A 19,419-nucleotide genomic window follows, 5' to 3' on the forward strand; every position below is an offset into this window, starting at 1 on the left:
CGATGAGCACTATGCACTATTGGCTGCACATGACCACGGCCGACTTCGCCGTCCTGCCCAAGGGGGCTATCGCGCTGCTGCCGGTCGGCGCCACCGAGCAGCACGGCCCACACATGCCAGTCGGCACCGACACGCTGATCAATCAGGGTATCGTGGCGCGTATGCTGGAACTGGTCGATCCGGCGCTGAACCTGGTCGTTCTGCCAACTCAGCCGGTGGGCACGTCCACGGAGCATCTCGATTTTCCGGGGACGCTGTCGCATGACCCGGATGCGATCATGTCCATCTGGACGACATTGCTCGACACTGTCGTGCGGGCCGGTATCTCCAAGGTGGTGCTGTTCAACAGCCATGGCGGACAATCGCGGTTGCTGCAGCCGGTGGCGCTGCAGATCCGCCGACGCCATGGCGTGCTGGCCGCTTACGCCAGCTGGTTCGATGCCGGGTACCCCGCAGGCCTGTTTGATGCGGACGAAGTCAATTTCGGCATCCATGCCGGGGCCATCGAAACCGCGATGATGCTGCACCTGCATCCCGAGCTGGTGCGGCGTGACCGCATCACCGATTTCCCCTCCACGGCGGCGAGTATTGATTCCGAATTCAGCCTGTTGCAATCGGACCCGGGCAATGGCCGCATTGGTGGTTTTGGCTGGATGATGCAAGACCTCAATCCCTATGGCGCCGCCGGTGATGCGCGCCGTGCGACCCCCGAAGCCGGACGCGCACTGGTGGATAATGCGGCGCAGGCCCTGGCGGACTTGCTGGCTGAGATCGACCGCTTCGACACAAGCAAACTTTCGCCCGACACCTTTCTCGATGGGCACGAAAAACCATGAGCAAACGAGGAAATTGGGACGGGCGCAGCCCCGAAAAAGACACGTTGCGCAACCGGATTTGGAGCATGCTGGAGGACAGCGGCTATGCAATGGGCGAGACTTGGAGCCACATTCCCAACTTCGTTGGCGCTGACATCGCCGCCTGGCGACTGGCGCAAACGCCGGCGTGGATGAATGCGACAACTATCAAGGTCAATCCCGATCCGGCGCAGTACCAGATCCGTCTGCGGGCACTGTATGAGGGCAAGACCCTGTTCTGTCCGGTGCCAGCGCTCACCCAGTCCTATCCATATCTGCGCATCGACGCAGCAACGCTCCAGGCCAAGGGCGTCAGCTTCGAGCTGGCGGCAACCCACCAAGGCTATTTCGAACATGGCACCCGCATCGAGTTCGCTGAGGTGCCACCGCTCGATTTTTGCGTGGTGGGGTCAGTGGCGGTCTCCCGGATCGGCGGACGCACCGGCAAGGGCGCCGGCTTTGCCGATATCGAGACCGGCATCTTCCGCGAGCTGGGCACGATCGGGCCGCAGACGCCGATTGCCACCACGATCCATTCCACACAACTGGTCGAGGCCGATGAGATCGTCATGATGGATCATGATTCCCCTCTCGATTTCATCGCCACCGAAGCCGAACTCATCGAGACGCACAGTGCCAACCCGCGTCCGAAGGGGATCATGTGGGATGCCATTCAGCCCGATCAGTTCGAGGCCATTCCCTTTTTGCGGGAGTTGCAGCGGCGCTCGCAATGAGCCCGACCGCGCCCCGAGCCACTCACAAGCAAACAACTGAAGGATAATTGCCGTGGAATTTCTGTCTTACGACCCCTGGGCAAATGTGACGTCGCGCAACGGCTATCTCGCGGATGAATTGAGAGAAGGTCTGCACAAGACGATCCGGCGGAACAACCCGCAACTGGCGATCCGCATCGCCTATGAGATGTATATCACCAGCGAGCAGCTCGAGGACATGTTGTGGCGCCGGCTGGCGATCATGGCGGTGGAGGATATCGGCCTCGCTGACCCCATGGTGCCAACTGTCATCGAGACCCTGGAGCGGATGCGCAAGATGCACCCCTATAACGATATCGACCGGGCTTCTTACTTTGCCCAGGCGATCCGCGTGCTGTGCCGCACCAAGAAAGACCTGACCATCGGTATCGTCATGGGTATCGTGCGCAAGGAATTCGAGCGCGGTATCCTGCCCACGATACCCGAGGAAGCCTACGACATGCACTGCAAAACTGGGCGTGAACGCGGCAAGAGCCTCAAGGACTTCCTGATGGAGGGCAATGTCGTCGACCCGGTCTCCGAGGAATACGAATCCGACGAGTACAAGGACGCGGAAAAGACTCTGCGCGCCATGCTGGAGGAGGAACTTGCCGGCACTGAGGAAAAGAAAGAGCTTCCAGTGCCTCCGTATGAGCTGCAGCCGTATTTCATTTAAACGCTTTCTTCAGTCGGCGGCAAAGTGTCCGATTCCAGCTTCGCACTTACGAAGGTCGCCGGTCTGATTGTGCCCGTATATGCCAAGGGCACTACCGCAGATCGGCTGTTTTCAACGCACCGTCCCCAAAACCTGCCCGTCCGCTTGCGGCGCCATTTCAGTCCTTGGCTAAGCTCGGCGGACGATACGCAAGAAACGAGTAGGGCTTGCAATGTTCGCGACGTGCTCAAGCCAACGTTCAGTTCGATAGCGAAGACGAGTGAGATGACTTCGAGCAAGGACTAGAAGGCAAATCACCGATTGCCGATCGTGTGGCACGCCAGACGAAGTCGACATGGGGGCGATTTAGTGTCCAAGATCGAATGACCAAATGCCCGCGGCTGTGCTCCCAACTCCTCGGTCGGCTGCATCTGCCCACCTACCGAAGTCCCCTCTGTGCCTGATGCCCAATGATGACAGAATCCCGCCGATGCGAGCTAGCACACACGACGATTTTTGCATTGCTCGATTACGCTGATGACATGGGCTGATGCCGTAACAAAGTTATCCTTGAACTTTATCAAGCGCGGGTGATGCGACTGGTAAAGTTCCGGGAAATTTTGGTGAAGGCTGAATAACTCGCAGAAAAAGCGACTAATCTCGTGTTCCTTGCATGGTCTCGCGGCATCTTCCTGATATCGCAATCACAGGAGATCCTGATGCCTCGAACCCACGCTGAAACCATGGCTATTGCCACTCTCGCGGAAGAAATCGGCTACGAGCACCCGCCAGCGCATCTTGAGCCGACTGGCATGATGTACCGAGACCCGACCTGGAATGATCTCGTCGACTTTTTTCGCGAGCACACTGACTCGTGGTCCGATGCCATCTGCGTGTACTGCGCCACACGCTGGAACGAGTCGATCGACGACGTAAACATGCGTACAGACTCCTGGTTTGCGAGCACTTTAAGGCGTCTCGATCTCGAAGACGATCCTGACGCCATCGTGTCGTTCAACTGAGAGGGTATGGATTGATGACCGTATTCTTCACCGCAGACACCCACTTCGGCCACCGCAGCATCTTGTCGATGTGTAACCGCCCCTTCGCTGACATCGACGAGCACGATCACGCGCTCATCGAGAACTGGAATGCCGTCGTCGGGCCTGAGGACACCGTCTATCACCTCGGTGATTTCGCATACCGCTGCGGGCCGCAGCAGACTCGTGACATCTTCGCAAAGCTCAATGGTGAGAAGCATCTTATTCTTGGCAATCATGACTTCAAGAACGAGACCCAGAAGCTGCCTTGGGCATCCCAGTCCGATCTGACCGAGGTCAACATCAAGGGCCAGATCTTCGTCTTGTGTCACTATGGATTGCGGACCTGGCGCAACATGCGGCGCGGCGCCATCCAATTGTACGGCCACTCGCACGGACGGCTGCCGGGAACGAGCCAGTGCATCGATGTCGGTGTCGATAATGTCGGCTACGTACCGGTTGATGCGCAAACGATCGGTGCCCGGTTGGCTGATCTGCCGCAGCTGCAGTTCCTCGATGAGACTGACGAAGAGCCCGCGATGGCGTTGCCGGCGATCTGATCGATTATCCGATCTTCTTCTTCCCACCCTCGATCGCGACCAAGCGCCCCAGCGCCGGTGGTAAATCCGGCGGCCGGGGCGCGCCTTCGAGGTCGGGCAGATAAATCCCACACGTCGGCACGTATTTCCTCTGCTTCCGTCCATGCCACGGACAATCCCCTGCGAGCAGACCGAGCATGTGCTCGATGCCGATATCTGCGCCGTATCGCTCAGCCAGCCGTGCCAGGCGATACTGACCACGCCGGGGGTAATAGCTGCACGACAGTCGGACGACGACGAATGGATAGTCAGAAAGTCGGGATGGGCGAGGCGGCATCCATCGAAGCTAGAACGAAACCGGAACCGGAACATCGGCAAGGTCGATAGATCGTGTTCTCTATTCTACGTACAGGCCCGAGAGACGTTCATTCTCGCGCCCCCGTCCCACCGGCCAAAATTGACTGGGACGGCCTGGCGACCGATTAAGTAAACTTAGCGATTTCAGGGGGTTTATCTGGTGCCGGCAGCAGGGTTCGAACCCGCGACCCCCTGATTACAAATCAGGTGCTCTACCAACTGAGCTATACCGGCACGCACCGGCGCAATAACCGGGTTCGCAGCGTTTTGCAAGTTCGGCGGCTGAGGCACTGCCACGATGTGCTTTACTTGCGCCGCAGAGCCGCTTGTGTCCGGGCCATCTGCGCTTGTGCGGCTTGGTGCCCTATGCCAGTTTGCCGGCAGAAAAATGAGGAGCTGCCTGAATGAAGACCCGCGCCGCCGTAGCGTTTGAAGCCGGAAAGCCGCTTGAAGTGGTTGAGCTTGATCTTGAAGGGCCGAAGGCAGGCGAAGTTCTGGTCGAGATAAAGGCCACGGGCATCTGTCACACGGACGACTTCACGCTCTCAGGAGCGGACCCCGAAGGCCTGTTCCCCTCGGTTCTGGGACATGAAGGTGCCGGTGTCGTGGTTGACGTTGGGCCAGGGGTGACGAGCGTCAAGAAGGGCGATCATGTGATTCCGCTCTATACGCCGGAATGCCGCGAATGCCCGTCCTGCCTGTCCCGCAAGACCAATCTGTGTACCGCCATACGCTCGACGCAAGGGCAGGGGCTTATGCCGGATGGTACCACGCGCTTCTCGTTTGAGGGAAAGCCGATCTACCATTACATGGGTTGCTCCACCTTCTCGAATTACACCGTCATGCCCGAGATCGCAGTCGCCAAGATAGATCCCGCGGCGCCATTCGACAAAGTCTGCTATGTTGGCTGTGGCGTCACGACCGGCGTGGGTGCTGTCGTCAACACGGCGAAGGTCGAGCTCGGGGCAACCGCTGTCGTCTTTGGTCTGGGCGGTATCGGCCTCAACGTCATCCAGGGTCTGCGACTGGCTGGCGCTGACATGATTATCGGCGTCGATATCAACAATGACAAGAAAGAGTGGGGCGAACGCTTTGGAATGACTCACTTTGTCAATCCGAAGGAGATTGACGGCGATGTCGTGCCCTACCTGGTCAACATGACCAAGCGGGGTGCCGATCAGATTGGCGGCGCCGACTATACGTTTGACTGCACCGGCAATGTGACGGTGATGCGCCAGGCGCTCGAGGCCAGTCATCGCGGCTGGGGACAATCCATCATCATCGGCGTGGCAGGCGCTGGCCAGGAGATTTCGACGCGCCCATTCCAGCTCGTCACGGGCCGCACCTGGAAAGGCACTGCTTTCGGTGGCGCACGCGGCCGCACGGATGTCCCGAAAATTGTTGACTGGTACATGTCGGGCAAGATCGAGATCGATCCGATGATCACGCACACCTTGCGTCTCGAGGATATCAACAAGGGCTTCGAGATGATGCATTCGGGCGAGAGTATCCGCAGCGTGGTCTTGTACTAGCCGTGTCCTCGCAGGCGAGCGTCGTCGCTGTTTGTGCAAATCCGCGGCACACATTCAGCAAGCCGGCGCTAGACCGGATTGAACTGATCGCGGGCCATGGTGTGCTTGGCGATGCGCACTTCGGAACGACCGTCAAGCATCGCTCCCGGGTAGCGGTGGACCCTTCGCAGCCGAACCTGCGTCAGGTCCACCTCATACACGCCGAGCTGCTGGACGAACTTGGGACGATCTATCCAGATATTGCGCCCGGTGCATTGGGCGAGAACATCACGACGGCAGGCCTCGATCTGTTGGGGCTGCCGACAGACACGCTGCTGCAAATTGGTGACGCGGTTGTGCTGCGCGTCACTGGTCTGCGGAATCCCTGCAAGCAGATTGAGGCCTTCGGCAAGGGCCTTCTCGCCGCGGTTCTCGACAGGGATGCGCACGGCGCGCTTATACGCAAGTCTGGCGTTATGGCTGTAGTGGAAGAGGGTGGCGTCGTTCTTCCCGGTAGCTTTATCGCGGTGCAACTGCCCGAAGGGCCACACAGGTCGCTACAGCCAGTCTGACTCATGCGCTTGGCAGAAAATTAACCATACTGGCGAATTGTGAGGCGATACCACCAGAACGGGTCCTCACAACTTGTCTGTTCACCGCTTCTTCGCAGCCGCCGCGGCAGCGTTGGCTATGCTCGTTGCCGGCTGCGCAAAACCGCCACAAGATACCGCGCCACGATTCTCGGATATCGCAATTGGCGCTCGCGCCTATAGTGGCGATCAAGGCGCGTTAGGTGAAGGAGGAGGGAGAGATGCCGTACTGCGTGCATTTCCGAACACCATGAGCGCCGAGTTTCCAGCTTCCGGGTTGAGGGGACGCACGCTGGTGATTGGCTCCACTGAGGAGATCGTCCTCAACGATGGTGAAGTACTGCTGACGTTCGACGATGGGCCTCGGCCAGGGAAAACCGACCGGATACTCGAGATACTCAACCGTTTCGATGTTACGGCGAGCTTCTTGATGATCGGTTCAGAAGCGAAGAAGCACCCCGAGCTTGCCCAACGTGTCGCTCTCGCCGGACACGCTGTGGGAACCCATACCTATGATCATCCTCATCTCGACTCGCTGGATGAGAACAGCGCGCTGCGGTCGATCATCGATGGCGAGGCTGCGGTCGTTGAGGCGTTAGCCCCGGCAGGACTGGAACCGGAGCGATTCTTCCGGTTTCCGTACCTCGCTGAGACGCCTTTCCTGCGGGCAGGACTATATCGCGCAGACATCGTTGTTCTCGATGTGGACATCGACAGCAAGGACTACACCGAATCGACCCCTGCCGAGATTGTAGAGCGTACCCTTGCTCAACTCGATCGCCGCAGGAGCGGTATTATCCTCATGCACGATATTCATCAGCGCACAGTCGAGATGTTGCCGACGCTGCTTACACGGCTCAAGGAGCGTGGATTCAGTGTTGTCGGGATAAAAGGACGCCACCATGGTGTATTCGGCAGCGACCTGATGGCTGCAGCGCGGCACGTGCCACCGCATGGCTAACCGGTGGCGTGACCAGCGGGAAGTTTATGCCGTGATGTGAGAATAAAAAAGGTGGTACGCCCAAGGGGACTCGAACCCCTGTTCCCGCCGTGAGAGGGCGGTGTCCTAACCACTAGACGATGGGCGCATAACAACCTGACGCCGGATATAAAGCGCGCAGGGGTCGTGTGCAAGTGCTGGTACGCCCTAGGGGAATCGAACCCCTCTCTCCACCGTGAAAGGGTGGCGTCCTAACCGATAGACGAAGGGCGCGTCAGCGCTGGGTTCGTATAGTGAAGCTGCGTTTCGGACGCAAGCCCCTGAACGAACGATTGTGGAAAACTAGCACCCGTTAAACGTCACCGGACGGCGATACCCTCTTGGACGCTCGCGTACGTCAATATGGATAAACGTGCGACCTGGATAGCATCCGAGCCCGCCGACATAGCCATTGCCCATCGCGAACGCGATCAACTGTGCCTTCGGCACGCCGGGAATGTAGAAATCCGCTGCCATGCATTTGGTATGGAATGAACGCGATGCGCCCCCGACTTTGGCATTGTAGTGTGCGTCACGGAATCCGGAATTCATGACGACCTTGCGCCCAAAATGCCCTTCGAAGTCCCAGATCGCCATGCGAAGCTTGGGGGTGAGGCAGAAGGCATTGACGTTGTTGTGGGATACGTAGGTGCCCCAGTCCGACTTGAGCCCCCGATAACCGGATCCGCTACCGTTGGCGAACATTGCCATCGGAACACAGCCTGCGAGGGTGATTGCCAGTGCGGCGGCGGCAAATAAGGATTTCATCAGCGACTCCGCAGTCCGATCTGTTGCAATTGGGCAACGATTTCGTTCGGTCTGTTGAAGTCTCTAAAATACGAGAAGTTTCGCTAACCGCGCGCTAAGCGCACTGGTTAGCGAAACGTAAAGCCTGATTTTTACCAGGAGCCGGTGTTCTCCATTGAAGCCCACGGCTCTTGCGGGGCGAGCGCGTCGCCGGCCTGGATCAACTCAACGGATATGCCGTCGGGGGAGCGAACGAATGCCATATGGCCGTCGCGCGGCGGCCGGTTGATGGTCACGCCCATGTCGCTCAGGTGCTGGCACAGCTTGTAGATGTCCTCGACACGATACGCGAGATGGCCGAAATTGCGGCCGCCTGAATAGGTTTCCGGATCCCAGTTATACGTCAACTCGACTTCACCGCCGGCATCGCCCGGAGCGCGCAGGAAAATCAGCGTGAAGCGCCCCTTCTCGTTTTCGCTGCGGCGAACTTCTTCTAGTCCGAGGCCTTCGCAATAGAAGCGAAGGCTTTCCTCGACATTGGTGACACGGACCATGGTGTGCAGATACTGCATCGTTTTCCTCCGAATTGGTGTGTAGCAACACCTACCAATCGTCGGGTTCATCGGCAACGCGCGATGTTTGTGGCACGCGAATCGCAAGCCTAAAGAATTTCTCAACGCCTCCTTAACTTTTCAGCATGAATCGGACAGAGTTGGTTCGGCTTGTTCAGTACCCCGCTTGCGGCGGGGCGAGTACATAAAGGCATTGGGGACCATGGGGGCCAGGGATTCGGGAAACGGCGATCAGCCGGTCGATCGGGGGTATTCTGGCGCAGATGAGGTGCACCAGACGGGCGCCGGCGACAGCCAGGCTTCAACCGACGCCATCGAGGTTGAAGGGACCATAAAATGGTTCGATGCAGGCAAAGGCTTCGGCTTCATCATTCCTGACAATGGTCTTCCGGACGTGCTGCTGCACGTGACCTGTCTGCGTCGTGACGGATACCAGACGGCGCACGAAGGCGCGCGAATTGTCGTCGAAGCGTTGAATCGCCCTGGTGGTCTGCAGGCCTTCCGCATTGTTTCCATGGATGAGTCGACCGTCCGGCATCCATCACAGATGCCCGCAGCCCGCACACATGTGACGGTTGAGCCGACCTCCGGCATGGAGCGCCTGATTGTCAAATGGTTCAATCGCGTGCGCGGCTTCGGCTTCTTGTCAGCCGGGGAGGGGGAACCCGATATTTTCGTCCATATGGAGACCTTGCGCCGCTTCGGCATTACAGAACTGCGGCCCGGTCAGTATGTCCTCGTCCGCTACGGTCACGGGCCGAAGGGGCTGATGGTCGCGGAGATTCGTCCTGACGGCTGGGGCGATGCCCCGTCGTCACACTGAGCCAGCACCATCAGCCAACGAAAGCGACCGATGTACCTCGATAAAGTCCGCGGGAAGGCCTCCCGCTTCGGCCGCACCGCCAGCCTTGCGTTTACCTTGGTAATTGCGACACCGCTCGCCGCCTGCAGCGATGAGTCAAGACTTACGGTCAACACCAGCACCGGCGACTTCACGTTCAACGTCGAGGTGGTCGATACTCCCGAGAGTCGCGCCCAAGGGTTGATGTACCGGGAAAACCTGGCCGACGACGCCGGTATGTTGTTCGATTTCAAGGGAGAGCAGCGCGTGTCCTTCTGGATGATGAACACGCTGATCCCGCTCGATATGATCTTCATCGGTGCTGACGGTGTTGTCCGGAACGTCCACGTCAACGCGCGACCGCAGGATCCCACATCGATACCGTCCGATGGGCCGGTGCAATTCGTTTTGGAAATTCCTGGCGGACGATCCGAAGAGATTGGCCTCGAGGCGGGAGACACGGTCGAGCATACGCGTATTCCCGCAACTGACCCGTGACCCTTCTGGCCGCGGTTGTCGCCAGTCTGATTTTTGTGCTGCTCGCAGCCTTTCAGGCCGCTCTGGCTCTTGGTGCCCCGCTGGGACGCTTCGCCTGGGGTGGACAAGCCGGCGATGTGCTCCCGCCGAGACTTCAGGTGGCCAGCGCCGCCAGCGTTCCGGTGCTCCTTGCGATGAGCGTCATTGTGCTCATCAGGGCGGGTGTTCTTTATTCGATGTGGTCCCCGGCGATGTACTGGCCGTGTTGGGCAGTGTTCCTCTTCCTCACACTCAACACCTTTGCGAACCTGGGTTCCAAAAGTCAGTCAGAGCGCCGGCTAATGACACCGATTGCGGCCATTGCGGCAATCGCGGTGCTCTATACGAACGTGTCGGCCTGAGGTCAGAGGCGGTTGATTACCATAAAATCGAAAACTGCCCACAGGTGCAGGCCAGCGCCAACCGTCACGAAACCGTGCCAAACAGCGTTCTGGAACTTCATCTTCTCCCACAGGTGAAAGATAATTCCTGCGGAATAGGCTATGCCGCCAGCAACAATCAGCCACAACGTGGTCGGAGGAAGGGTTTCGGCGAGTGACTTGAATACGGCAACGCCACTCCAGCCAATACCCAGATAGAGCAGGATTGCCATACGGCCGAACCGCTCGGGAATCAGCAGTTTTAACGCCATCCCCACGAGTGCGGCTCCCCAGACAATCGCCGTCAGTACCGTGACTGTAGTTGTCTGATTCAGAACAGCAAGAAACGGAGTATATGTCCCTGCAATAAAAAGAAAAATTGCCGCCTGATCGAGGCGGGCTAGCAGCTTTTTTATCGGTGACACCGGCCACATATTGTAGGCACAGGAGACGCCGAGAACAGTAATGAGCGTAGTTACATAGAGCGCGAGAGCGGGTACCTGATCTGGTGCGGTATGGCGCCAAGCCAGATACAAAAGAAACGCGCCCGCTATCATGGCACCAGCAATGGCTACGCCATGAACTATGCCATCGGCCAACAACTCACCGGAACTGAAAGGGCGCTGCTGACGGCTCCACCATGAGTAGGCGACAGTCCCACTATCTTTCGTCATGAATTGCTCCGGCCAAATCTCTCGCGACAAAACTGACAATGCACTAGTACTAACGCGGTGGCTGCGGCGATCGCCCAAATAGTCTATTTGTGCCCCGCATGTGACTTTTCAACACCAGAACCGAGCCCGCTGTGCCTAATTCCAAACGCTGGATCGACGCATTGATGCGACGCCGGCTATTGCTGCTGGCTATTCTCGCCGCACTCGGATGGGCTGCGATTTGGATTCTGTTCTGGTTCAGTTCGCTGGTTTTTTAGCGTCTACTGGCGCCCAACCGGAGGAATCTTAGTGCTCCGCTTTTCTGCCAATCTTTCTTTTCTCTACCCCGATCTGCCATTTCTGGATCGGTTTCGCGCCGCTGCACAGGATGGGTTTGAGGCAGTGGAGTATGTCTCGCCGTATGACCAGCCGGCCGAAGCAGTCGCAGAGATCTTGAACGAAACCGGCTTAAGACAGGCCCTATTCAACCTGCCCGCTGGTCAGTGGGATGCAGGCGAACGTGGCATTGGATGTCTGCCTGATCGCAGGGAAGAGTTTCAGGAGGGGCTAAAGACAGCAATACAGTACGCGAAGGTTCTTGAGTGCCCGAAGCTAAACTGCCTTGCCGGCATTGCCCCCACCCATGCCTCACACGCCGAACTCGAGGCTGTCTTCGTAGATAACCTTAGCCTGGCTGCGGCCATGCTCGCGGACGAAGGCATCCTTCTCGTAATCGAGCCGATTAATCTCAAGGACATCCCGGGGTTCTTTCTCTCACACACGGATCATGCCGAACGCCTTCTCGAGAGGGTAGAGTCCCCAAACCTCAAGATACAGTTTGATCTTTATCATGCACAGATCATGCAGGGAGATCTTATCGCAACGTTCAAGCGGCTGCACGACCAGATCGGGCATATCCAGTTGGCAGACAATCCTGGGAGACACGAGCCTGGCACAGGAGAAATCAATTATTTCAACGTTTTGCGCGCGATTGAAGACTCTGGATATCAGGGCTTCATAGGGTGTGAGTACACACCACTTGCCGGAACGAGCGAAGGGCTGCACTGGATGCAGCCCTTCAGGTGAGGCGTCGTGTGTTCTGCTGCTGAGCTTGCGGGTTGGTCAGCGGTTGAACGGGACGGATGCACTCATCGTGTCGCCGGAATCGTTGAACTCGACGAGGAAATTAACGGTGATGCCGCCGTCCTTGAGGATGATCTCGGAGCCGATGCTGACATCGTTGCCTGATTGGTCGCGACCCTGTTCTCTCAGATCGAACGAAATCTGGTCCCCCTGCCGCTGCCCAATGGCAAGACCGGTAAACCCTGCATTGGAACTCATGGCCGCTTCATAACGATTATTGGCGTCGTTGTATGCAATTGTGCCACTTACGGAAAGATTCAGACCGACAAGCGCACATCGCCCCGCGTAATTAATCCGGGTGTCATTGCCTTTGGCAATGTTCATGCGGCAGTTAAAGGACTCCGGACGGTCTCCGCCAACCAGCTGACCCGAGCCGCGCCAGTTGCCGATATAGGAGACCAGCAGGTTGTACTCTGCCGGGCCGGCAAAAGCCGGCGATACAAGCATCGGGGCAAGCAGGCCGCTGAGCGTTAGTGCGCGACGCAGGAGTTTCATCATTCTCATTATCCTGAACCTTCGTTTAAGCAGGACCCGCGATATTCCGGGAGTTCGAATTTGCGGCGACAGTAATTCGCCAAGCGGATTTGGCCAAGCCGTTGCAATGCCCTACAGGGGCGCCGACCGCCAAGAGCAGCTGGACCGTGAAAGGGTGATACAGTGAATTACGAGGCAAACCGGGCAGCCGATCATGTGGATCGTGGTCGGGAAAATCTTCGTGACCGGACACCTGGCGCCGATGCTGGACCGGTCGTGGAGGCGAAGGGTATCAATTTTGGGCTGCGCTCTGCTGGCGAAGATCTTCACATCCTTAAGGATGTGAACCTCGCTGTCGACGCGGCTGAAGTGGTTGCAATTGTTGGCCCTTCGGGCAGCGGCAAGACCTCCTTGCTGATGCTCCTCGCCGGGCTTGATCGCGCCACCGGCGGGCAAGTCCTCATTGCCGGCAAGGAAATTACCGGCCTCAATGAGGACGAACTCGCACGGTTTCGTCGCAACACGGTCGGCATCCTCTTCCAGAACTTTCACCTGATTCCCTCGCTGACCGCGCTTGAGAATGTGGCGCTGGCTCTTGAGATCGCCCAGCCGAAGATGAAGCTGCCAGAAATTCGTGAGGCGGCCGCAAAGGCGCTCGAGGAAGTTGGCCTCAAGGAACGTCTCACGCACCTGCCGAACATGATGTCAGGTGGCGAGCAGCAGCGTGTGGGGCTTGCCCGCGCAATGGTCACCAAGCCCCTGTTGTTGCTGGCGGACGAGCCGACTGGCAACCTCGACGAGGACACCGGGGCGCGCGTTATCGACCTGATGTTCAATATGGCGCGCGAGCAGAACACAGCGGTACTGCTGATCACGCACGATCGGCAGCTCGCCAACCGCGCCGATCGCAAATTAACGATGGCGCGTGGACAACTGGCCGATCTTTCGGAGCAGCAATAATGCAAAGCCTGTTCGCGTGGATCAGGGTAGGGCTCCTCGATCTCCGGGGCGACCTGCGCAGGTTCGGTATCCTTCTGGCCTGTCTTGCGCTGGGTACCGGCGTCATTGCGGCTGTCGGCTCTGTCGGTACATCTGTCCGCACCGCAGCGGAGCGTGATGCTGCTGGCATTCTCGGTGGCGACGTAGAGTTGTCCCGGCCCGAGCGGGCCGCCGATGATGACCAACTCGCGTTCATCCAATCGCTCGGGCAGGCTGCACACATCATCGAAACGAACGCTCGCGCTGCCAATTCCGAGGATACGGCGCTTGTCGATCTGATGGCCGCCGGTGAGACCTATCCACTGCGCGGAGCCGTTGCCTCTCCTCAGTTCGGCGTCGACGAAAAGCCCTTCAGTTACCTCGGGGAGCAGGAAGGGACCTATGGGGCGCTCGTAGATGCACTCCTGCTGGACCGGTTGAATGTCGCCATCGGTGACAGCGTCAGCATTGGCACTAGCAGTTTCGAGATACGCGGAACGCTCGGGTCGGTGCCTGACGCTGCCGTGCGCGGCTTCCGCATCGGCTTGCCGGTGCTGATCTCCAGCGAAGGGTTTGACGCCATTTCAGACCTGCAGGCCCCGCTGCCGGGTCTGCTGACGCAACATCGCTATAAGGTCCTGCTGGACGGATTCACTGAAGAAGAAGCGCTGGAGTCGATCGACCAGCAGCTCGGTGAAGAGGTTTGGTCTGTTCGCACACCGCGCGACGCTATTGGCGATCTTGTGCGGTACTACGATATGTTCTCGCGCTTCCTGTTGATCGTGGGGCTCTCATCGCTGCTGATCGGCGGGGTGGGTGTTTCGAATGGCGTCGCCGCCTATGTTGGCGAACGCGAGCCGTCCATCGCAGTTCTCCGCAGCCTCGGGGCGACCGGGCTTCGAATCCGCGTTCATTTCCTCACGCAGATATTCGTTCTGGCCAGTGTCGGTGTCGGAATCGGTGTGGCGATCGGCGCGGCCGCGTCGGCGTTGGTTTTGCCGTCTGTCGGTGCGGCAGTGAACGTGCAGCTTGCCGCAACCGTAGAACCGTTCCCGCTTATAGCGGCCGCGCTTTTTGGCTACCTGACGGCATTTACTTACTCCTACGTTCCACTGGCCCGTGCCGAGGCCATCAGCCCCTCGCGGCTTTTCCGCTCACTGGGAGGAAACACAGCCGATAGCGGCTCGCGCTGGAAAAGCTGGATCAGGCCACAAATCTCGGTTCCGATTGGGCTCGCGGTCGTGGCGCTGTTCGTTCTTGCGGTCCTGACGACGGGCGATGTCGTGCTGGTCGGCGCGTATGCATTCGCGGCTCTGGTCACCGTCATTGCGCTCCGGCTGGCCGTGTGGGCGCTTCAAAGCCTCCTGAACGCCATGCCGCCCGCTCCGAGCGCATGGCTGCGCAATGCTCTTCGGAACATTTACCGGCCAGGCTCTACCGCGCCGATCGTCATTACCTCAGCGGGCCTGGGCCTGACCATGCTGCTGATCATCGTCTTGCTGCAGTACAATTTGCAGAATCAGCTGCTTGGTTTGGCCGTGCGGGACGCACCAGATTTCGTCGCGACCGACCTGTTCGACGACGAGGTCGAAACTCTCGAACAGATGGTGGCAGACAGCAGCACGCTTTCGTCCTTCTCCTGGTCTCCGATGCTGCGTGGGGAGGTCACTGGCGTGAATGGCGCCGCACCGTCTAGCTATCGCAATCTCACCCCGCCTACAGCCGGTTTGTTCGGTGGCGAGATTCCCCTCACATGGCTGCGTACGCTCCCCGAGAGTTCGCGCATCACGGCGGGTGAGTGGTGGCCGGAAGACTACTCCGGCGACCCGCTGATTTCCCTGCCTGAGGAAATTGCCACAGAGCTCGGCCTATCGGTGGGCGATCAGCTGGAACTCACCATGTTCGGCGAAATCGTAACGCCGACCATTGCCAATTTACGCGATTACCAGTGGCAGAACGGCATCGACTTCATGGTGGCATTCTCGCCCGGATGGATAGAGTCTTATCCCTCAACATATTTCGGCAAGTTGCAGGCCGCGCCGGATGCGGTTGTTGCGGCGCAGCGCGAGCTGGCCGCTGGGTTCCCGGACGTAATGTTCATCCCCGTCGGTGACACGCTGAACCAACTCTCGACGGTACTTGACCAACTGACTATGGCAGCGACAGCCGTCGGGGCAGTGGCTGTTATCAACGGCTTGTTGGTTCTGCTCGGCACCTTGACGGCGGGGCGCAAGCGGCGCGAAGCGGCGGCGGTCATGAACAAGGTGCTCGGCGCAACTCGGGCACAGGTGCTCGGCGCGTTCGCGCTGGAATATGCGGTATTGGGCATCTTTGCCGCCATTGTCGCAGCAGCCCTTGGCATTGCGTTTGCCTGGGTTGTCACGGGACAGACGCTCGATACAGCATTCGAACTCAACCTGCCGGCGTTGCTGGCTATCTGCGGCGGGGCCGTCGTCCTGACAATCGCATTTGGCGCGATGACGATCTGGCAGGTGCTGTCCACTCGGCCGGCGCGGTTGTTGCGAACGATGTAGGCGGGAGCGGTAGTCGGCGGTTTAACTCGGATCCGTATAGCCACGACCACGCACGACGTAGTCCGCGCGGCCCTTGGGGTCTGATTCCAGGTACAACGCGACACTCGGGAGAAAGAGTTCGCGCCACTCTTTCTCCCAGCCCGCGGTTCCGCGCTGAAGGCTTGCTTCGAGCACACTCGAGGCATCGCTCTCGACCCAGAATCTCACATCATAAAAAGGCGCGAGGTCCTGGTGAAGCGCGGAAACGCCTTCGACGATCACAGGGCGCATTGAGGTTACTGTTCGCGCGTCGGGTTCGACTTCACCGGTGCGCCAGTCATAGGCTTTGTAGGAGCAAGCCCCACCGCGCTGAACGACCGATACAGCTTCGAGAAATTCGTCGTAGCGAATGTAAGGGAAGGGAAAGGCAGGCCGGACATGGCCGCGCCATTGTCTCTCCGGTCTTACGAAGTCATCGAGAAGGATGACCTGTGCATCGTACGAGTCGACAATGAGGTCTGCGAACGTGCTCTTGCCGCTAACTGGCAACCCATCGATTGCAATAAATCGTGCGCTCGAGCAGGCGCCCAATGCCTCGGTAGACGATATCGCACGCTTCAAGTCTCTTGCAGTCATACGGCGATATCTGCGTTCGTGAAGAGCCTGGCGATCCCGGCAGGACTCGAACCTGCGACCAACAGCTTAGAAGGCTGCTGCTCTATCCAGCTGAGCTACGGGACCGCTGATTGGAATTGAATAGCGCAAGCTGCGCCGCAACCCAACCCCTGCCTTTGCTCAAGAGCAGGGTGGTGCAGTGCTGCCGCGTACCACAAGCTCGCAGCGCAGAGTGGCCCTGAACGGTGGCTGTGGCTTACGACGCCCTTCAATCAGCGAGATAAGGGCTTCAGTGCTCAGGCGACCGAGCTCATTGCGTTTTTGACGCATCGTGGTCAGCGGCGGAGACAGAAACTCCGCCATCGAAATGTCGTCAAATCCGACCAGGGAGACGTCTTGAGGGCACGTGAGGCCCGCTTGATGTACGCGCGAAATGAAGCCAAGCGCCATTTCGTCGTTTGCGCAGAAAAGGGCGCTGGGCCTGTTGGTCATCCGCAGAAAATTCTCTGCGGCGGCGAACCCGCTGCTGGCGACATGATTGCCGCGCATCAGCCAATCGTCACACAACTTTAGATCATTGGCTTTCATTGCGTCGATAAAGCCGGCGGTGCGCTCGTTCCGGTAATGACCGATCTGCGGGCCGCTTAAATGCCCGATCTTGGTGTGCCCCAGCGCCACGAGGTGCTGCACCGCTCGTCGCGAAGCATCGTAATTGTCACTCGTTACAAGGTTGAGGAATGGCTCGACCACCTCGTCAGCCACCACCACGAAGGGCACGTCTCCATGCGCGGCGAGTTGGCTCTGTAGGGCAGGTGCGTCGAGTGTGGCATCGAACAGTACCAGCCCGTCGGCGCGGCTCGAGAAGAAGTAGTCACGCAGCCATTCGATCGGATCATCCGGCTGACGATTGGCAACGAGTACGCCATACCCGTGCTCCCCAGCTTCCATAACCACGGCGTCGAGAATGGTCGAATAGAACGGATTTCCAACGTTCGGCAGCGCAATGACAATGGTCTTTGCACGCTGACGGCGTAAAGACTGCGCGGCCTGATTAAGCGTGTAGCCGGTCGCAGCAATCGCTTGATCGATCCGTTCGCGCGTGCGTACCGACACGCGTTCCGGCGAGGACAAGGCACGGCTGACAGTTGCTGTGGATACTGAAGCATGCCGTGCAACGTCTTGAATCGTCGGTGGTCTTCGACTGGCAACCATAGCTCTTGGCACTCCCCCTACGCCGTCCTCCAAGGCTTTGTGTAATTGCAACTTGACAGCCCTGCAACAAAAGATGAAAGCTGATGAAATCGATTGCATGAGACCTTCGCGTCAGCCGTGCAATCGATTACATTGCGCGTGGCGCCGAAGGCAATTGAGCCGCTGGAGCCACAAGCAGGAGCACTGGCTCCATATGAATGTTGGGAGGACTAATCATGAAGAAATCTGTGGTAGTCGCCGCAATGGCGACTGCTCTGCTCGGCTCGACCTCTGCTTTCGCAGCCGATCTGGAAGTAACCCACTGGTGGACCTCTGCCGGTGAGGCTGCGGCTGTTGCCGAATTCGCTCGCGTGTTCGAGGAAGAAACCGGCAACACCTGGGTCGACAGTGCGCTTGCAGGCTCTGGTACCGGCGCAAATCCGGTGATCATCAGCCGTATTCTCGGTGGCAACCCGATGGGTGCGACCCAGATGAATACCGGCCGCGACGCCGAGGAACTGATCCAGGCCGGCTTGATGCGCGACCTGACCGACATCGCGGAAGAAATGAATATCCGCGATTTCTATGTCGACGAATCCCTGCTCGAGCCGTGCACCTACGAAGGGCGCATCTACTGCTTCCCGGTGAACATTCACTCGTGGGATTGGCTCTGGCTGTCGACCGCCGCATATGAAGAAATCGGCCAGCCTGTCCCGACCACCTGGGATGAGTATGTCGCGTCCTGGCCGGCTCTTGAAGAAGCTGGAATTCTGCCGTTCGGTCTCGCCTCCGGTTGGCCGATTGCCGGCGTTCCGGGCGTTCTGATGGCTGGTATCGGCGGTAGCGATCTCGTGCTTGAGATCAACCGCGACAAGAGCGTCGAAGCCGTCCGCAGCCCGGAATTCCGTGAAGTTGCCGAAGCTCTCGATGATATCCGCAGCGTTGTTTCTCCGGAAACGATGGTCCCGTCCTTCGGCGACGTCGGTAACCAGCTGCTTCAGGGTGAGGCTGCCGGTAACATCCACGGCGACTGGCTGCAGGGTGACCTGCAGGTGGCTGGTGGTACGCCTGGCGAAGACTATGAGTGTCTGCCGGGCCTCGGCATGAACGATCAGCTTACCGGCGGTGGCGACTCGTTCTTCTTCCCGGTTCTGCCAGATGGCACCGATCCGGAAGTGATCGAAGCACAGACCGAACTGGCAAAACTGCTGATCTCGCCGGAAGCGCAGCTGGCGTTCAATCTGAAGAAGGGCTCGATGCCGATCCGTACGGACATCGATCTCGAAGCGGCAAACCCCTGCATGCAGAAGGCGCTCGTGCTGCTCGACAATGGCCTTCTGCCATCGGGTGACTTCGCGCTTTCGAGCGACACGCAGCAGCAGATGCAGGACCTCAATATCGAGTTCCTCGACGACGACAGCATCTCGGTTGATGAGTACATCGATCGCTATGCCTCGATCATCGAGAGCGCCGACTAATCCTGCAAACCTTTTGACAAAACACTTGCAGCGGCCGGAGC

Annotated in this window: 21 protein-coding genes and 4 tRNA genes; 15 read left to right on the top strand and 10 right to left on the bottom strand. The window is 58.7% G+C overall.

All coding sequences use genetic code 11. The annotated features are described in order from the left end of the window. Positions 1–2: 2 nt before the first annotated feature. From IE127_RS00135 to IE127_RS00155, 5 genes are all read left to right on the top strand, one after another. On the top strand, positions 3–836 hold the full coding sequence (locus IE127_RS00135; RefSeq protein WP_244639832.1) for a creatininase family protein: 834 nt from the start codon (positions 3–5) through the stop codon (positions 834–836). Continuing rightward, a complete protein-coding gene (locus IE127_RS00140) occupies positions 833–1,588 on the top strand; it encodes a 5-formyltetrahydrofolate cyclo-ligase (RefSeq protein WP_189422296.1) in 756 nt (251 codons plus the stop codon). Before IE127_RS00135 ends, IE127_RS00140 begins: the two co-directional genes overlap by 4 nt. Positions 1,589–1,640: 52 nt before the next feature. Further along, positions 1,641–2,282, top strand: coding sequence for a hypothetical protein (locus IE127_RS00145; protein ID WP_189422297.1), 642 nt, complete (start codon positions 1,641–1,643; stop codon positions 2,280–2,282). 698 nt (positions 2,283–2,980) lie between these two features. Beyond that, positions 2,981–3,283 carry a hypothetical protein gene (locus tag IE127_RS00150; RefSeq protein WP_189422299.1) on the top strand — a complete coding sequence of 101 codons (303 nt, stop codon included), beginning with the start codon at positions 2,981–2,983 and terminating at the stop codon, positions 3,281–3,283. A gap of 14 nt (positions 3,284–3,297) precedes the next feature. Further along, positions 3,298–3,861 (top strand): metallophosphoesterase, encoded by a 564-nt coding sequence (locus IE127_RS00155; RefSeq protein ID WP_244639834.1) that lies wholly within the window; start codon positions 3,298–3,300, stop codon positions 3,859–3,861. 494 nt (positions 3,862–4,355) lie between these two features. Here IE127_RS00155 and IE127_RS00160 read toward each other — a convergent pair. After that, a tRNA-Thr gene (locus IE127_RS00160) sits at positions 4,356–4,431 on the bottom strand. A 170-nt stretch (positions 4,432–4,601) separates the two neighbouring features. Between IE127_RS00160 and IE127_RS00165 the strand changes: the two genes are divergently transcribed. From IE127_RS00165 to IE127_RS00175, 3 genes are all read left to right on the top strand, one after another. Then, positions 4,602–5,729, top strand: coding sequence for an S-(hydroxymethyl)glutathione dehydrogenase/class III alcohol dehydrogenase (locus IE127_RS00165; RefSeq protein WP_189422303.1), 1,128 nt, complete (start codon positions 4,602–4,604; stop codon positions 5,727–5,729). A 2-nt stretch (positions 5,730–5,731) separates the two neighbouring features. Then, entirely contained in the window at positions 5,732–6,280 is a 549-nt protein-coding gene (locus IE127_RS00170; protein WP_189422304.1) for an MOSC domain-containing protein, read from the top strand. A gap of 313 nt (positions 6,281–6,593) precedes the next feature. Beyond that, positions 6,594–7,259: a polysaccharide deacetylase family protein gene (locus IE127_RS00175; RefSeq protein ID WP_189422305.1), complete on the top strand. Its 666-nt coding sequence runs from the start codon at positions 6,594–6,596 to the stop codon at positions 7,257–7,259. A gap of 52 nt (positions 7,260–7,311) precedes the next feature. On the opposite strand, the gene IE127_RS00180 is transcribed toward IE127_RS00175, so the two are convergent. The 4 genes from IE127_RS00180 to IE127_RS00195 all read right to left on the bottom strand — a co-directional run bounded on the left by IE127_RS00180 (position 7,312) and on the right by IE127_RS00195 (position 8,596). Then, a tRNA-Glu gene (locus tag IE127_RS00180) sits at positions 7,312–7,386 on the bottom strand. A 50-nt stretch (positions 7,387–7,436) separates the two neighbouring features. After that, positions 7,437–7,511, bottom strand: a tRNA-Glu gene (locus IE127_RS00185). A gap of 69 nt (positions 7,512–7,580) precedes the next feature. Next, the gene (locus tag IE127_RS00190; protein WP_189422306.1) at positions 7,581–8,045 is read right to left on the bottom strand and encodes a YcbK family protein; all 465 of its coding nucleotides are present in this window, start codon (positions 8,043–8,045) and stop codon (positions 7,581–7,583) included. A gap of 131 nt (positions 8,046–8,176) precedes the next feature. Then, positions 8,177–8,596 carry a VOC family protein gene (locus IE127_RS00195; RefSeq protein WP_189422307.1) on the bottom strand — a complete coding sequence of 140 codons (420 nt, stop codon included), beginning with the start codon at positions 8,594–8,596 and terminating at the stop codon, positions 8,177–8,179. Between the two features lie 202 nt (positions 8,597–8,798). Between IE127_RS00195 and IE127_RS00200 the strand changes: the two genes are divergently transcribed. From IE127_RS00200 to IE127_RS00210, 3 genes are read left to right on the top strand one after another with little or no spacing between them, the layout of a single operon-like run. Next, on the top strand, positions 8,799–9,419 hold the full coding sequence (locus IE127_RS00200; protein ID WP_189422308.1) for a cold-shock protein: 621 nt from the start codon (positions 8,799–8,801) through the stop codon (positions 9,417–9,419). Positions 9,420–9,449: 30 nt separating this feature from the next. Then, positions 9,450–9,935: a DUF192 domain-containing protein gene (locus IE127_RS00205; RefSeq protein WP_189422309.1), complete on the top strand. Its 486-nt coding sequence runs from the start codon at positions 9,450–9,452 to the stop codon at positions 9,933–9,935. After that, a complete protein-coding gene (locus tag IE127_RS00210) occupies positions 9,932–10,315 on the top strand; it encodes a hypothetical protein (protein ID WP_189422310.1) in 384 nt (127 codons plus the stop codon). The genes IE127_RS00205 and IE127_RS00210 overlap by 4 nt, the downstream gene beginning before the upstream one ends. A 2-nt stretch (positions 10,316–10,317) precedes the next feature. Here the strand turns inward: IE127_RS00210 and trhA are convergent, their stop codons facing one another. Beyond that, complete coding sequence (gene trhA, locus IE127_RS00215; protein ID WP_189422311.1) at positions 10,318–11,007, bottom strand: PAQR family membrane homeostasis protein TrhA; 690 nt, start codon at positions 11,005–11,007, stop codon at positions 10,318–10,320. A 288-nt stretch (positions 11,008–11,295) separates the two neighbouring features. Between trhA and otnI the strand changes: the two genes are divergently transcribed. Continuing rightward, positions 11,296–12,072, top strand: a complete 777-nt coding sequence (gene otnI / locus IE127_RS00220) for a 2-oxo-tetronate isomerase (RefSeq protein ID WP_189422313.1) — start codon at positions 11,296–11,298, stop codon at positions 12,070–12,072. Positions 12,073–12,108: 36 nt separating this feature from the next. Here otnI and IE127_RS00225 read toward each other — a convergent pair whose 3' ends face one another. Further along, positions 12,109–12,627, bottom strand: coding sequence for a hypothetical protein (locus tag IE127_RS00225; RefSeq protein WP_189422315.1), 519 nt, complete (start codon positions 12,625–12,627; stop codon positions 12,109–12,111). A gap of 159 nt (positions 12,628–12,786) precedes the next feature. On the opposite strand from IE127_RS00225, the gene IE127_RS00230 reads away from it, so the two are divergent. Continuing rightward, a complete protein-coding gene (locus IE127_RS00230; protein ID WP_211198857.1) occupies positions 12,787–13,563 on the top strand; it encodes an ABC transporter ATP-binding protein in 777 nt (258 codons plus the stop codon). Beyond that, on the top strand, positions 13,563–16,115 hold the full coding sequence (locus IE127_RS00235; protein WP_189422317.1) for an ABC transporter permease: 2,553 nt from the start codon (positions 13,563–13,565) through the stop codon (positions 16,113–16,115). The genes IE127_RS00230 and IE127_RS00235 overlap by 1 nt, the downstream gene beginning before the upstream one ends. A gap of 21 nt (positions 16,116–16,136) precedes the next feature. On the opposite strand, the gene IE127_RS00240 is transcribed toward IE127_RS00235, so the two are convergent. The 3 genes from IE127_RS00240 to IE127_RS00250 form a co-directional block, all read right to left on the bottom strand. Then, positions 16,137–16,730, bottom strand: a complete 594-nt coding sequence (locus IE127_RS00240; protein ID WP_189422319.1) for a uridine kinase family protein — start codon at positions 16,728–16,730, stop codon at positions 16,137–16,139. Between the two features lie 28 nt (positions 16,731–16,758). Beyond that, positions 16,759–16,835 (bottom strand) — tRNA-Arg (locus IE127_RS00245). A gap of 54 nt (positions 16,836–16,889) precedes the next feature. After that, the gene (locus tag IE127_RS00250) at positions 16,890–18,020 is read right to left on the bottom strand and encodes a LacI family DNA-binding transcriptional regulator (protein ID WP_210310392.1); all 1,131 of its coding nucleotides are present in this window, start codon (positions 18,018–18,020) and stop codon (positions 16,890–16,892) included. A 116-nt stretch (positions 18,021–18,136) separates the two neighbouring features. On the opposite strand from IE127_RS00250, the gene IE127_RS00255 reads away from it, so the two are divergent. After that, the gene (locus tag IE127_RS00255; RefSeq protein WP_189422324.1) at positions 18,137–19,378 is read left to right on the top strand and encodes an ABC transporter substrate-binding protein; all 1,242 of its coding nucleotides are present in this window, start codon (positions 18,137–18,139) and stop codon (positions 19,376–19,378) included. Positions 19,379–19,419 lie beyond the last annotated feature (41 nt).

Origin of the sequence: Devosia pacifica (genome assembly GCF_014652635.1) — a bacterium.
GTDB lineage: Bacteria > Pseudomonadota > Alphaproteobacteria > Rhizobiales > Devosiaceae > Devosia > Devosia pacifica.